The following is a 13,861-nucleotide window of genomic DNA, read 5'->3' as shown; positions in this document are numbered from 1 at the left end:
GTAAGTTTGGGCAGCAGTTGACGTAGGGGCAGGTGCTTGATCTTGCTGACAGGCGGCTAGACAACCTACAAGCAGCAGAACTACTAGAGGATAGGCCGGTTTAGGCCAGTGGACCTCGCTACGAAAAGCCATTTTCATTGCTTCTTGATCTTAGTTGACACTCAGTGAGACATCATCATAATAAACCGTCCCAGTAGTCTTGGGCAAGTAAAACAGCGCTACGTAGAGCGTCGATGTGTTGGCGGGCAAGGCGTCAAAGGTGAGCGAATATTCTTTGAAATCATTTGTCCCCACAATTGAGATTTTTCCTTCCGTGGACGTATAAAAAGTAGGAGCATAGTTGGCATCGCCCCCCCGATTCCCTCCTATGACCAATGAAACGCCATTGCCCTGTAAATTAGCGGTCTTGATTTTGACTTTCAAGGTTAGTTTAGCCCCTGTGGGAATCGATTTAGTGGTCTGATTGATTACTTGCTGAAAGACATGAAACGTAGTGTCACTCGGTGAGGCATTCAAACTAATCTTAATCGAGTGAGTCGGCGATGAAGCCGCATCGGTCGTATAAACGACAGAATAGTTATTGGGGTTGGTAGTCGCTGCTTTATAAGACGAACTAATCCAATCCTGATAGGGTGATGCTTCAAAATCTCCATTGGTCAGCACATTAGCAGTCGACTGCACTTGTGGTTCTTGCTTTTTGCAGCTGTTCAGTAAAGTGCAGGTAATGAACAGTGCGAATAGTTGTGTAATGGTATTCATGGGATAATCTAGGTTTGAGATACAAACTGTCTAGAAAACCAATTATACTATAAATAAGATAATTAAAATACGATTAGTTTATATTTATTCAAGTTATAGCCGAGTGAAGCTGTTGTATAATCTCCAATATGTTAACCTGACTTTTTGTGAAACCTCTATAGGGCGGTCAATTAAAGCTTAGTTTGAAAAATAAACGGCTATATTTTCTAAACGGGTGAAACGTAGCCTATACGTTTAAACAATTGCTTCTGGACTTAGTTAGGTACTTATATTTCACTCGAAGTAGTCTTAGATGCACTTAAAACGCAGCCCTAGGATTGCACACAGAGCGAAAAGAAAGCCAGGTGACTCCCAAGTTGTCTGGCTTTTACTTTTTTCCTTCTTCAAAAGTCCTATATCTTCATTTTATACTATAAATATAATCTTGTACTCGCCTAGCCCTTGGAATAGTTCAATCATCACCTTTTACCATTTAACCCTGTGTTTGATCATTTCGTCCCCTGAATCCGACGGTTGGTACGAATTCAATTGGTGGCTGACGGGGTTAGCCCCCATCTTTGTAGCACATTCACAAACAACAAAGAACATGAACCGGGTCGCCGGAGCGAACGAATCTTATGCACATCAACCGCCCAGCTCGACCCCGTATTATTGAAGTTGGTGGCCCCTTAGTTGGCTATCGGGGTCGGACGATCTATCGGATGCGGTCTCGGTAAACGAGTTGCCTCCGATGCGGTAAGCTCCCCAAAGTGGGAGCTTTTTTTATGGCCAATTTATGGGGTTGTAGGCGTTACTTTCCTCGCACATGTTTGGGATCTATTCTTAGAATATTCCCTTAACATAAGATTACTTATACAACTCAACTAAATAAAGTACAATATTTGATTCACTTTAGGATTTTTCTACTATAAGGTCATATATAGCTTTGTCAGGAGTTACCTTTCCAATCAGGCTTCATGAAGCAGGTTCATTCAGGTACCCTTTTCATGGCATTCGTCTGCGTCCTGACTCGTCTGTTTGCCATTTATAGCATTTGCACTTTACGAAGAAACAATAACAGCACTAATCGAGGTAAGTCGCTATAGGGTAATGACCGTAAGTGCACGATCTGTTCCAGCAGGGCTAACTCAGGGCTAGCCGAGGTGTAGAGAATACCAACGCCGGGCGGATTCCAGCGCCCCCTAATCGTCGCGCTCCTTCCGCTGAGAGGAGTGTACTCAGAAAGCGTTCTTTAATAAGCCGGTAAACACGTACCGACGATTCAATTGATGCCATGCCTTAGGAGTAGATGCCATGTTCGATCCGTCCCAATACGGTATGCACCATGCTAAAGCCAGTGGTAGTGTCTAAGAGCGTAACGGGCGCCTGTCGACGGAGTTCCGGTAAAGGCCCCTGCAGCCAGCGGCCCAGTACGTCGGTACGCCCATCAAATACGTCTAGTCCGTGCTTGATTAATACCTCCAGTAATGATAGTCGCTCTGAGGCATTGCTATCTAATCGGGCGTCAGGTTGTAGCCCATGTAAGGTACGCTCGGAGAGATTCAGGATGCGCGCCATCTCTTTGTTGGTTAGCCCAATAGGTTTAACCACTTCATCAGCTTTGGCTCGGCTTAAGCCTGCTCGCGACTGTTCGACAATGGCAAAGCCATCACCTGTCTATTTTGTATCTAGGCTTAGCCCCATGAGTTTACAATTTTCTGTCACTAAGGTAAACGCCATTTGGCCTCTTTACTACGCATAGCTCGATCTTAGGCAAGCAACATGTTTGTAATTATGCTTTACAGGAATTCACTTCGAGCTGCCCGGTCCTGAAGCATCGGTGCTTTAAGTTAAAAGCGTCCAGAAAAAGCATAGAGCGAGTAGAAACCGTAAACAACTACATTGAACGAGTTTATTGAACGCAAAAAGGGCCGTTTCCAGCCCCTTCCCTCCTACTGGGCCACCGTTCAGAAAAATGTCAAGTTTCTTTTAGGACAAGACTGTATCCTGACATTCATTTCTTGATTGATCCGTACCACTCGTCAAAAGCAGCAAGGATTGAACTTGAAGCATACTCGCCATTGGGAGCCGTGCTTGAATTAGCCGTGATCAACACTTGTGAGTTGGCAATGAAACTGATCTGTACTTGATTATCAAAACCAAAGAACCAGGTCTCTAGCTGTCCATTATTATACTTCTTACCATAGTTTGCCCCGTCTAACACTTTGTCAGCGTACTTTCCCGGATAGCCGCCATTTTTGGCATAGAACCCCATTTTATTAGGCGTCTGCCCGCGAGAGTCATACCCTGCTACATCATTGATCATCATATCCGAGAGCGTTTTTGGGATAATCTTTTCCGTAAAATGAAGCGTACTCAAAAAAGCCGCCATCTGTACACTCGACATGGTCCAGCCTCGTTCAGCATTGGTCAAGGTCATGTCCCCGAAGTCGGTGCCTGGGCCATTGTCTTTGGGAAACTGGTAGCAAAGCGCAGGCGCTGCATCCGTTGGTTTGCAAACGAGGGTGCTCATGCCGGCTCCCGACACGCCAAGTACATATTTTTGACAATAATCAATGTAGTCATCGGCATACTCCTGGGCCTGCTTGGCTTCCAAAGCCGTCAGCGAACTGGCCGTGGTGGTAGCCGCCGATATCTTCGTTACGGAGTAGTCACCCAGGGTTGTAATCAGAAAACGCATGAGGGCATAATTGGCGTTGTTGTACTTTGCCGGCTTTTTACTGTCCACCAGACCCTCGCTCACTAGTTTCTTCAGACTGTCATACCCCGATCCATACGTTTTACCGACAAAACCAGACTGGTGAGTCAAGAGCTGCTTAAACGTGACCGTTTTTAGCCCATCGCCTAATTTCCAGTGAGTGGGTAGATAGGGATACATCAAATCATTGACAGACTTCTGTTTTGCATTTAGTGCTCGCAGCAGGGCCGCAGCCGTGATGGTTTTACTACAGCTGGCAATGTTATATTTATCATTGATGAACATCGCCCGGGCATTGCCATCCTGAGCCAGCCGGGCATCTCCATAGGCGTGACTGCTTTTCTGGATGCCATTGACCGAAACAACGACCTGGTAGCCCACGCATTTGCCATCGAGTCGTTTGGCAATTGCTTTTATCAGATCGTCAGTATTGAGCGAAGCGCCGTTGGGGCCAACATCGACGGTTTTATCGCAGGCGGTCAAACTTAAGAGTAAACCGAGAAAAACCAGTACGAGCAAATTGAGTTGAGATTTCATAAGGGGAGGCAGTTTTTTACTTGTTGAAAAGATGAGTCTAAACGGTCGACGGCTACTTATCCCATAGGATCTGGATCGTTATTGGAATCAGGAAAGCCTGGTCGATACCCAGGGTGAATTGATTCCGTTACCCGTCAATTAAGGATGGCTCCGTGAGTGGGTCAAAAGTAGAGTGGATCAGTTTGGGAGGAATCAGATATTGATATGAGGTGGTATCGGATATTGATATGATCTGGTCACTCTGTGGCCCTTTGTAGGTTTGCGTAAGGGAAGGAGTTTAATGGCAGTTTTTAGCTAATCCGCCCCATCGGGCTGGCTCCCATACCAAGTAATGTCGGCTCCGCTTATCTAGAGCCGGGATCAGGGTTTGGTCGATTCATCGCTGAGTTCAGAATCCTGTTCCTGAGCCTCCTGGTTGAAGGCCTCGGACCGCGACGGTAGACCGGTCGAACACGTTGGTACCGATAGTGAAAGATAGAGATTGTAACCCTTGTTCACCTGAGGCATAGTTTAGCGAGCAGTCTCGTTAGCTACCCCATACAAGTGGAAAAACCTTTTTCGCACCTTTTAGCACCTTTATCTTCAACGATCTGATTTTCCTAAATGCATACCGAGCCAGGGAAAAACCGTTTGGCCTAAATTGACTAAATTATGTCCTTTGAGACATATTAGCCAGGTCCTAATTTTGGGTTATGAACGGTAATCCTGAAAGAAAGCAAATTGTAATTGTGGTCATGTCGGGGAACATGCTACTGAATTTCGCAGGCCCTTCGGATGTTTTTTGTAATGCAAATGGCAGCCTTGTTGATGCCGGTTTCCCGGAAGGATATGACGTATTAATCGCTGCGCCAACAAAAGACAGGAAGGTGCGCGGCCGGACCGGTATTGAAATTCAATGCCCATATCATGCGATGGAAATAGAGCAACCTTTCGATACACTGATAATTGCAGGTAATGACCGGAGCACTGAAGGTAATACCCGCCTGGCCGAATTTCATGAATGGCTTAGTCGTATTGATACCGCTAAAACAAGGCGCATCGGTTCAATTTGCGGTGGCGCTTTTGCTTTGGCTAAAGCTGGATTGCTCGATGGGAAAAAGGCTACGACTCATTGGGAACGTAGCGAAACCCTTAGAAAAGAATATCCAGCCATTCAGTTAGAAGCACATCAATTTTTTACCAGTGATGGCAACATTTATACATCTGCTGGCGTAACATCCGGCATAGATTTATCCCTCGCGATGATTGAAGAAGACTACGGCAGGGATATCGCGATACGGGTAGCCAGAAGACTGGTTTTTTACTTAAGCAGGCCCGGTTTCCAGTCTCAATTTGGTAACCTTCTTCCGCTTTATGAAACCGAAAACATTGCCGGTAAATTGCACAAATGGTTAAAAGAGCATTTAAATGAGCCGCTCGATGTTGTGCGCATGGCCGATCATTTAAGCATGAGCACCCGGAATTTCACACGTGTATTTCATAAACAGACTGGTATGCCACCTGCAAAATATATTGAAAAGTTCCGTCTGGAAGCTGCACGCAAACTTTTAGAAGATACAGATATTTCGCTGGAAAGGATAGCAGAACAGTGTGGTCTAGTCAACCTGGTCGGCATGCGACGCACGTTTTTAAGACACTTGAATGTAACGCCCTCTGATTATAGGCGAACTTTCCGCACGGCACTAAAAAATGCAGGTATCACTGAATTACTCAATAATTAGACCAATATGAAAATTGCAATCAATGGTTTTGGCCGCATTGGCCGCATGACTTTACGCGCGCTCCAAGCACAAACCGAGGTAGAAGTAGTCGCCATTAATGACCTTACAGATGTAGAGACACTCGCTCATCTATTGAAATACGATACGGCACACGGTCGTTTTCCGGGTGAAGTTATTGCGGATGGCGGGACTTTGAAGGTTAACGGTAAAAGCATCGCTATGTATAAAGAAAAAGATCCGGCAAAACTACCCTGGGCTTCCCTGGGCGTCGATGCGGTCATAGAATCAACTGGCCGTTTTACAGACAAGGCGACCGCGCAGGCCCATATTGATGCAGGGGCAAAAAAAGTATTGATCACCGCGCCAGCGACAGGCGGTGTAAAAACAATTGTACATGGCGTGAATAATGAGTTAATAGGTGGTGATCAAATCTATTCAACTGCGTCCTGTACCACCGGAAGTATTGCGCCTGTTTTATTTGTACTTGATAAAGAGTTTGGCATTGAATCAGGTTATATGGTAACCGTTCACGCATTCACTGCCGACCAGAATTTGCAGGATGCTCCGCATAAAGACCTTCGCCGGGCACGGGCAGCTGCATACTCCATCATTCCAACTACCACAGGTGCGGCAAAAGCAATCGGTAATGTATTACCTAATCTGCAAGGAAAAATGGACGGCTATTCCTACCGGGTACCGGTGATCGATGGCTCCATCGTTGACCTTTCCATTAATTTAAAAAAAGACGTTACAGCAACTGAAGTAAATGAAGTACTGAAACGGTATGCAGACACGACGCTTAAAGGCATTATGGAATACACGGAAGAGCAATTTGTGTCTTCAGATATTTTAGGCAACACGCATTCTTCTATTGTCGATGGCGGAATGACAAAAGTCATAGGTAAACATATAAAAGTAGTTGCCTGGTATGATAACGAAGTAGGGATATCTAACCGGATTGCCGAGTTAATTTCGCTGATTTGATAAAATGAACATCGATCATAATTGTACCATTTCTTCTTTTTCAGGCTATTCAGATTACCAGCAAATTTAACATTATCAAGATGATAGATACATTGAATCGCTGAAAGCAAAACATGAGTTTAATGCAAAAAAACACCTTGTGGTATAACTGAAACGTAGATACCGGTATACATACCCAAAACTGCGCTATTGTGTACCGGTATCTTGGACTTCCCGAAAAACTACGCAGTCAATTCAAAGTTCTGATAAAAGAGCTTCAGCGACTTGCTTATTGAATAAAGCCACCTCGCGTTTACCGGATATCATTGCAATAATAGGTGCTCCGGTAACCAGGCTTAATAATTGCGCAAGCAGTACTTCTGAATTTTCAGCAGTGGTAAGTTTAGCCAAACGAACATTAATAAAGTCAGCCCATTGTTTGAAGTGATGATCTACCTTTTTGCGCAAAGGTTCAGAATCGGCATAATTAAACTCATTCAAACCACGATTGAAAGCGCAGCCATTAAAGTCCTCCTCGGCGAACCAATCATACATCGAATCAAAAATTGCCAATATTTCCTGCTTCGGATCATCGTTGAACAAGGCAACCCGCTTTTCCAGATCCATAAAACGAAGTGCTTCCCTGAAATCTAAACAAGCTCCCATCAGATCAGTCTTCGAGGGAAAATACTGGTAAAAAGAACGTTTCGATACACCACTCTCCGCTATGATCCGGTCAATACCAATATTATTGAAACCATAGCTGTTAAATAAGGCATAAGCTGTTTTTAAAATCCTTTGTCTGGGTTTCAGGCCGGCCATCTCCACGGTGCGTAAATCTTTAAATTCTGTATCAGAGGTCTTCATCATCATTTTTTAGTCGCCCTTTGCCAAAAGTAAACAGATCTGTCTAATTTTATTTTGAAAAGTAAACAGACCTGTATACTTTTGGCAAAGTTAATCAATAAACACAGTTTAAATAAAGGAGATTAGAAAATGACAGATTTCAGCCAATTCGAATTTAGGAACCTCCCAGGATTCGACCAAAACAACTTCGATGGCTTCGACCAAGCTATCCCAATGAAAACGATGGTGATCTATTGCTTCGATCCAAGAGCCTCAGAAATCCCTAAAGCAGTAGCCGATTACTTGGGGGATGAGGTCTACCCGGGAGAAAATAAAGTAGATGAGAATGGGGTGCGTATCGGTCATACCCGTACCCTGTTTACCTTATCAAACGGAGGTGGCCGCGCCTTACAATCTTTGCAATCAATCGCAACTATGGATTACCTGTTCCATTATAAGAATGTGGTCATCGTCCATCACTCATTCTGCGGTATGACCTCTTATACACCGGAACTGCTGATAGAAAAGTTCCACGATCATCACCATGTTGACATTTCCGGCCTGTGGGGTCACGAGGATATGGCCATCGAAGATTACGAAAAGACCATCAAACACGACATAGAACTGTTGGCTAATAGCCCGCTTGTCCCTAAACACCTGAACCTTTACGGTTTCTTTTATGAGATCAACTCAGGTCAGCTTACTGAGGTCGTTCGTGTGCCTGCCGAAGAAAGAAACGCATAACGTGACCCAGAGCGGTTCCATCGGCTGGTTTATCTGCCTTTGACGCCGGTCTCACCTATTTACTATGATTTTAGACATCAGACCACCTGATTCCACCATAGCACGCCAGGCCGAAGAATTTGCTCGTTCCGTATCCAGCGATGTGTTATTTAACCACGTTATGCGCTGTTATTATTTTGGAGAGTTATTCGCCAGGCAAAAAGGTGTAAAAATTGATCACGAACTCATGTTCGTATCTTCCGTACTGCATGATCTGGGATTTACTGAAGCAGGACATGGGCCTAACCGGTTTGAGATTGAAGGTGCACATGCTGCACGCAATTTTCTTTTGGAAAGAGGTGTGGCTGAGGAAAGAACATGGCAGGTATGGCACAACATTGCGTTGCACGTCGGCGATATGAATTTGTTTAAAGATGAGCCCACACGCATGATGCAGTTTGGTATACTTTTCGATCTTACGAGTTTACCTCCGGAGGTCAGTCTTAATCCCAAAGACGTCGCTGAGGTAGTACACTATTATCCGCGTGTCGGTTTTAAGCGTGGCTTTTTGGAAGTATTTACAAAAGAGCTTGACAGCAAACAACCATATCCACACCGCTTCCACTTATGCAGTTGTATCGAACACCATCGTACCGGCACACTGCCAATTCCAAAGCCGGAAGACTTTTTAGGTAGTGCCCCCTTTGACGAATAATAAGTTATAAGGATCAACAAGCCTCTCTCCAGCAGAAATTTGCGGGGGAGAGACTTGTTTAAACTAAACCGCTAACTGCAACATACCATTTTGTACGTTGCAGTTAGCTTTGCCTCTTACGTTATTAAATGTATTCACCTATTTTAGCCCTCCATTCCCTGCTGCGTTGGCTGGTTTTGACCAGTTTAATTTATTCGATTTTCCGTGCTTGGCAAGGGTGGTACTCGAAAAAGCCCTTTACGTCAAAAGACAATGCTATCCGGCACTGGACAGCTACTATAACACATCTACAGCTTGCTATTGGCATCTGGTTATATTCGGTAAGTCCGATCATTAACTATTTCCTTCATCATTACCGCAACGCGGTCGGCCATAGAGAGATCCGTTTTTTTGGAATGGAGCATAGTACGATGATGGTCTTAGCTATCGTAGTTATATCTTTTGGCTCGGCAACAGCAAAACGTAAGCAGAACAGCCAGGAAAAATTCAAAACCATGGCTATTTGGTTTACGATCGGGCTACTAATCATATTGGCCAACATTCCATGGCCGTTTTCGCCACTAACCAGCCGGCCATATCTGAGAGCTTTTTAAATCAGATGCACAACTTTTTGAAACTAAATCCAGCAACCGTGATTAGAAATTACAAACCGTTGATCTGGACGCTTGCATTAGAAATAAATGGACTGATCATATTCGTCATCTTTTTTCCGCACAAAGAAAGATTCAGCGATTATGATTTTTCTTATTTGCCCTTGTTGGAAGCCATCATGAATGGGCTAACATTCATTTTCTTACTACTCGCACTCCTCGCTATTAAGCAAAAAAATATCCCGAAACATCGTAACCTAATATGGAGCGCTTTTTTAAGTACTCTGTTTTTTTTAGTGTCGTACCTACTTTATCATTTCACCACGCCGTCAACAAAATTTGGCGGACAAGGTGCCATTAGGTATATCTATTATTTTATTTTGATCACACATATCCTACTGGCTGTTGTCATCGTACCCTTAGCATTGATTTCGATCAGCAGGGGGCTGAATATGGAAGTCGAATTACACAGGAAAATCACCCGCTGGTCGATGCCTATCTGGCTGTATGTGAGTTCCACAGGCGTCATCGTCTACTTGTTGATATCGCCTTACTATAGTAAGTAATAGAGTATTGGATTACCCTCTAAACTTGTTTTCTTACGTCTGTAGAAAAGTGCTAGTAATACTGAAATTCGCGTTAGCACCCGCCATCGCGTTGAAACTACCTTTGACTATGCAAATTCAAGCATACCACTAAAGGTATTTCAACATGAAAAAGCAAGTTAAGGTCTTAATAACCGGCGCGACCGGCAAAAGCGGAGGAGCCGCAATTGATGAACTTTTAAGAATGGGTTACCCGGTAAGGGCCATGGTTCACAGCGAAGATGAACGGTCAAAACAACTTGAAGCCAAGGGTGTCGAAGTAGTATTAGGTGACTTCTTAAATCTTGATGATATCTCAGCAGCCATGAAGGGCATTGATACGGCTTACCTATGTTTTCCGGTATTAGTTCCCGGCGTATTACAAGCAACTGCCTATTTTGCGCAAGCTGCTAAAGAAAATGGTTTGAAAGGCATTATCAACATGTCCCAGATATCCGCGAGACGGGAAGCTAAAAGTAACGCGGCCCAGGACCATTGGGTTGGAGAGCAGATCTTGAATGCTACAGGTATTCCTACGGTGCACTTGAGACCTACTTTTTTTGATGACTGGTTTCTCTATATCCGCGACCTAATTCAAGATAATAGCGAAATCGTACTGCCTTTTGGGAACGGACGTTGGGCACCTGTTGATTCTGCTGATTTGGGCCGGGTTGTCGCTAAGGCCGCTACCGATATAGCAAATTTTGGCGGCAAGGTACTTAAACTATATGGTCCAAAAGAATATAATGTATTTGAGATGGCTGAAGTTATTTCAGGTGCATTAGGTAGAACAGTTGCATACAAGCCAGTAACCATAGAACAATTTTTTGAGATCAATTCTAAAAAGCCAGCAAGCGAACATTTCATTCAGCATGTGACGCATGTTGCAGAAGATTGCGTGAATGGAATTTTTGCGGGAACCAACGATTTAATCGAAAAAATTACCGGAAATGCACCAACGACGCTAACTGATTTTTTCATCCGGAACAAAGCAATATTTAATTGACCTTGGTAATTGTTTAATAATTAAAACGCCCATCCTGGAAGTCATCCGACTAAGACAGGATGGGTTTTTCCTTTAAGCTTGCAAGTATTATAAATTATCAAGTCATGTAAATAAGTAGTAGTAATTCGAACATTAGTGTTAGCAGTTGCAATCGTCACTAGCCTACCTTTGATTATACAATTACCAGAAGCAATTTCACAAGCAGGGTTGCTAAAAAATAAATTGTTAATTACAAATAATTTTCAATCATGAAACAAAAAGTTTGGTTTGTAACAGGTGCCAGTAAAGGTTTTGGCCTTGAGATCGTCAAAACTGCCCTTGAAGCCGGTGACAAAGTAATCGCTACCGTTCGCAGTAATGCAGTTGACTTAACAAATAGCCTTGGCGCACCCTTTGATTTACACGTCGTTACCATGGATGTAGTAAATGAAGCAGAAGTTAAGAAAGCGGTTAGCGATAGTATCGAAAAGTTTGGACATATAGATATTGTAGTCAATAACGCTGGTTTCGGCATCGTCGGGGCAATTGAAGAACTTTCTGATGCAGAAGTAAGGAAGCAATACGATACCAATGTATTCGGCGTATTAAACATTGTTCGGGCCGTATTGCCGCATCTCAGAGAAAGAAGATCCGGACATATCATCAATATATCTTCTCTTTTTGGATACGGTGCATTACCTGCCTGGGCTTTATATGGGTCTACCAAATATGCCATAGAAGGTATTTCTGAGGGCCTTGCCCTTGAACTCGCTCCGTTTAATGTTAAAGTTACCGCACTGGCACCAGGTTTATTTCGCACACAGTTTCTGAATTCAGGATCTTATTCGCTGGCTGCTAACGCTATAGCTGCCTATGATGATACAGCCGTTGGACAGATGAAAAACGTGCCTGCCGCATTACACGGCAATCAGCCCGGCGATCCGACTAAGTTAGCGAAGGTTGTTATTGAATTAGCCGCCGTTGAGAATCCTCCCCTACATTTGCCTGTTGGCCGGGATTCGCTGCAAACTTACCGGACAAATCGCGATAAAATCAGTGCTGAAATTGAGGGTTGGGCAGATCGGTTCACACCAACAGAAATTTAACCTGGTTTATCATGAAACGCAGCATCGTAAATCAAGAATTGTTGTATTCGACAGTTGCCATCGTTAAATATTTCCCCAAAGCATTTTTTTTACCACAAGTAGACGGTAACAAATTCTATGAAAAAGAAATGCAGGATGAATTAAAGCAGCGGATAAAGACGATCACAGCAGATTCAAAAAGGGTGTGGGGAACGATGAGTGCAGCACAAATGCTGCACCATCTGTCCTTGTCCCTTGGCGGTGTCTTAGGTTTCTTTGATCTGCCAGATGAAAGTTACTGGTTAAGCCGAACCCTCTTCAAATGGATACTGGTTGATTTCTTCCCCGAACAACCAAGAGGCCTGCGGATGCCGTTAAATTTCGTCATCCCACATGAGCAGTGGTTCGATCTGAATACTGAGAAAGAATTGTTATTAACTATATTGGAAAAGGCGTGGAAAACGCCAACCGAAAGCTGGTCAGCACACCCGTTGCTGGGTAAACTAACCCGCTGGCAATGGGGAAAATTGGTACAGATCCATTTTGATTATCACCTTAGGCAATTCAGTGCTTAACGAAGACCAATTGTTTGTCACGTAAATAGACGCGATAATAATTAAGCTTAAACCATCGTGTTATGAAACATTTTAAATCTTTGAGTGAAATGCACCGTGAGAACGGCTTAAGCGCCCCGGAACATCCGATGTTAAGCTTAATACGCGTCACTCCGGGACTTGTCTTAAATTTCAAAGAGTTCACTTGTGACTTTTACATGATTGGCCTAAAAAACATCAAAGGTGGTCATTGGCTGTACGGCCGTACACGATTCGATCATGAAAAAGGATCGATGGTGTTTTGGAAACCACGTCAGGTGATCGAAATTAAAAATCTTGAGCTGGAAGAGGATGGCTTTATCATGCTCTTTCATGAAGACTTCTTATTGGGCAATGTACTCCAGAGCGAAATTCAAAAATACGCCTTCTTCGATTATGAAACAGACGAGGCATTGCACTTGGCCCCGAAAGAGGAGAAAGTCATTGCCAGGTTATTCGAATCTATAGAATCAGAATATACGAATAACCAGGACGAGTTCAGTAAGGATATCATTCTCGTAAATATTCATTCGCTGTTAAAATACGCGGAGCGATTTTATAAAAGGCAGTTTATCAACCGGAAAGAATTAAGTGGTAAAACGGTTACTACTTTTAATAGACTTTTGGATGACTATATACATGAAGATAAATTCTACAAAGAAGGCCTTCCGACTGTAGCTTATCTGGCTTCAGCGCTAAACATGTCACCACGTTATTTGAGTAATGCCTTAAAAATTGAGACCGGCAAAACTGCTCAGGAGTTGATTCATATTGCACTCATCAATGTTGCAAAAAATAAACTTAGGGAGTCTGAATATAATGTGTCCGAAATCGCTTTATCGTTAGGATTTGAGAATATGTCTTATTTCTCGAAGTTGTTTAAAAAGGAAGTTGGTAAAAGTCCGAAAGACTTCAAAAATGTACTTTTAAATTAAGCTTCCGAATGCTAAACTATACGTTCCAATTGATATTCTTCTAACGGGGAGCAGATTTACACACTTAGCAACGTGTTTTATGGTTAATACGTGGACAAGTAGAGACAATCAGTCTATTATCGAAAAG

15 protein-coding genes are annotated in these 13,861 nt (G+C 43.4%); 9 read left to right on the top strand and 6 right to left on the bottom strand.

What is annotated here, in order from left to right:
• Window positions 1-150: 150 nt before the first annotated feature.
• The 5 genes from SD10_RS11515 to SD10_RS11505 form a co-directional block, all read right to left on the bottom strand.
• Window positions 151-759 (bottom strand): hypothetical protein, encoded by a 609-nt coding sequence (locus SD10_RS11515; protein WP_046573932.1) that lies wholly within the window; start codon window positions 757-759, stop codon window positions 151-153.
• 1,024 nt (window positions 760-1,783) lie between these two features.
• Entirely contained in the window at window positions 1,784-1,945 is a 162-nt protein-coding gene (locus SD10_RS30050; RefSeq protein WP_227699234.1) for an RES domain-containing protein, read from the bottom strand.
• A complete protein-coding gene (locus tag SD10_RS29090; protein ID WP_227699203.1) occupies window positions 1,882-2,034 on the bottom strand; it encodes a hypothetical protein in 153 nt (50 codons plus the stop codon). Before SD10_RS29090 ends, SD10_RS30050 begins: the two co-directional genes overlap by 64 nt.
• A gap of 3 nt (window positions 2,035-2,037) precedes the next feature.
• A complete protein-coding gene (locus tag SD10_RS11510) occupies window positions 2,038-2,349 on the bottom strand; it encodes an antitoxin Xre/MbcA/ParS toxin-binding domain-containing protein (protein WP_316933138.1) in 312 nt (103 codons plus the stop codon).
• A 403-nt stretch (window positions 2,350-2,752) separates the two neighbouring features.
• Window positions 2,753-3,994, bottom strand: a complete 1,242-nt coding sequence (locus tag SD10_RS11505) for a serine hydrolase (protein ID WP_046573930.1) — start codon at window positions 3,992-3,994, stop codon at window positions 2,753-2,755.
• A 692-nt stretch (window positions 3,995-4,686) separates the two neighbouring features.
• On the opposite strand from SD10_RS11505, the gene SD10_RS11500 reads away from it, so the two are divergent.
• Together SD10_RS11500 and gap are read left to right on the top strand one after the other, a co-directional pair.
• The gene (locus SD10_RS11500) at window positions 4,687-5,715 is read left to right on the top strand and encodes a GlxA family transcriptional regulator (protein WP_046573929.1); all 1,029 of its coding nucleotides are present in this window, start codon (window positions 4,687-4,689) and stop codon (window positions 5,713-5,715) included.
• A 6-nt stretch (window positions 5,716-5,721) separates the two neighbouring features.
• Window positions 5,722-6,699, top strand: a complete 978-nt coding sequence (gene gap / locus SD10_RS11495) for a type I glyceraldehyde-3-phosphate dehydrogenase (RefSeq protein ID WP_046573928.1) — start codon at window positions 5,722-5,724, stop codon at window positions 6,697-6,699.
• A 234-nt stretch (window positions 6,700-6,933) separates the two neighbouring features.
• Here the strand turns inward: gap and SD10_RS11490 are convergent, their stop codons facing one another.
• A complete protein-coding gene (locus SD10_RS11490) occupies window positions 6,934-7,551 on the bottom strand; it encodes a TetR/AcrR family transcriptional regulator (RefSeq protein WP_148562430.1) in 618 nt (205 codons plus the stop codon).
• A gap of 123 nt (window positions 7,552-7,674) precedes the next feature.
• Between SD10_RS11490 and SD10_RS11485 the strand changes: the two genes are divergently transcribed.
• The 7 genes from SD10_RS11485 to SD10_RS11450 all read left to right on the top strand — a co-directional run bounded on the left by SD10_RS11485 (window position 7,675) and on the right by SD10_RS11450 (window position 13,734).
• Complete coding sequence (locus SD10_RS11485; RefSeq protein WP_046573927.1) at window positions 7,675-8,268, top strand: carbonic anhydrase; 594 nt, start codon at window positions 7,675-7,677, stop codon at window positions 8,266-8,268.
• A gap of 64 nt (window positions 8,269-8,332) precedes the next feature.
• Entirely contained in the window at window positions 8,333-8,962 is a 630-nt protein-coding gene (locus tag SD10_RS11480; protein WP_046573926.1) for an HD domain-containing protein, read from the top strand.
• A 544-nt stretch (window positions 8,963-9,506) separates the two neighbouring features.
• Complete coding sequence (locus SD10_RS11470; RefSeq protein WP_227699201.1) at window positions 9,507-10,118, top strand: DUF420 domain-containing protein; 612 nt, start codon at window positions 9,507-9,509, stop codon at window positions 10,116-10,118.
• 145 nt (window positions 10,119-10,263) lie between these two features.
• A complete protein-coding gene (locus SD10_RS11465) occupies window positions 10,264-11,142 on the top strand; it encodes an NmrA family NAD(P)-binding protein (protein ID WP_046573923.1) in 879 nt (292 codons plus the stop codon).
• Window positions 11,143-11,390: 248 nt separating this feature from the next.
• The gene (locus tag SD10_RS11460; RefSeq protein WP_046573922.1) at window positions 11,391-12,227 is read left to right on the top strand and encodes an SDR family NAD(P)-dependent oxidoreductase; all 837 of its coding nucleotides are present in this window, start codon (window positions 11,391-11,393) and stop codon (window positions 12,225-12,227) included.
• A gap of 11 nt (window positions 12,228-12,238) precedes the next feature.
• A complete protein-coding gene (locus SD10_RS11455) occupies window positions 12,239-12,781 on the top strand; it encodes a DUF1569 domain-containing protein (RefSeq protein WP_046573921.1) in 543 nt (180 codons plus the stop codon).
• Between the two features lie 62 nt (window positions 12,782-12,843).
• Window positions 12,844-13,734 (top strand): helix-turn-helix domain-containing protein, encoded by an 891-nt coding sequence (locus tag SD10_RS11450; protein ID WP_046573920.1) that lies wholly within the window; start codon window positions 12,844-12,846, stop codon window positions 13,732-13,734.
• Window positions 13,735-13,861: the final 127 nt, after the last annotated feature.

The organism is Spirosoma radiotolerans (assembly GCF_000974425.1).
Classification (GTDB): Bacteria; Bacteroidota; Bacteroidia; order Cytophagales; family Spirosomataceae; genus Spirosoma; species Spirosoma radiotolerans.
Note: the sequence above shows the minus strand (reverse complement) of the source record. Positions and strands in the feature narration are given on the sequence as shown.

Bases quoted from the DNA above. Each gene is read 5' to 3' on its own strand.
- SD10_RS11460 (WP_046573922.1), top strand. From the start codon at position 11,391: ATGAAACAAAAAGTTTGGTTTGTAACAGGTGCCAGTAAAGGTTTTGGC.
- SD10_RS11450 (WP_046573920.1), top strand. From the start codon at position 12,844: ATGAAACATTTTAAATCTTTGAGTGAAATGCACCGTGAGAACGGCTTA.
- gap (WP_046573928.1), top strand. From the start codon at position 5,722: ATGAAAATTGCAATCAATGGTTTTGGCCGCATTGGCCGCATGACTTTA.
- SD10_RS11470 (WP_227699201.1), top strand. From the start codon at position 9,507: ATGGCCGTTTTCGCCACTAACCAGCCGGCCATATCTGAGAGCTTTTTA.
- SD10_RS29090 (WP_227699203.1), bottom strand. From the start codon at position 2,034: ATGGCATCAATTGAATCGTCGGTACGTGTTTACCGGCTTATTAAAGAA.
- SD10_RS11465 (WP_046573923.1), top strand. From the start codon at position 10,264: ATGAAAAAGCAAGTTAAGGTCTTAATAACCGGCGCGACCGGCAAAAGC.
- SD10_RS11485 (WP_046573927.1), top strand. From the start codon at position 7,675: ATGACAGATTTCAGCCAATTCGAATTTAGGAACCTCCCAGGATTCGAC.
- SD10_RS11515 (WP_046573932.1), bottom strand. From the start codon at position 759: ATGAATACCATTACACAACTATTCGCACTGTTCATTACCTGCACTTTA.
- SD10_RS11500 (WP_046573929.1), top strand. From the start codon at position 4,687: ATGAACGGTAATCCTGAAAGAAAGCAAATTGTAATTGTGGTCATGTCG.
- SD10_RS11490 (WP_148562430.1), bottom strand. From the start codon at position 7,551: ATGATGATGAAGACCTCTGATACAGAATTTAAAGATTTACGCACCGTG.
- SD10_RS11480 (WP_046573926.1), top strand. From the start codon at position 8,333: ATGATTTTAGACATCAGACCACCTGATTCCACCATAGCACGCCAGGCC.
- SD10_RS11505 (WP_046573930.1), bottom strand. From the start codon at position 3,994: ATGAAATCTCAACTCAATTTGCTCGTACTGGTTTTTCTCGGTTTACTC.
- SD10_RS11455 (WP_046573921.1), top strand. From the start codon at position 12,239: ATGAAACGCAGCATCGTAAATCAAGAATTGTTGTATTCGACAGTTGCC.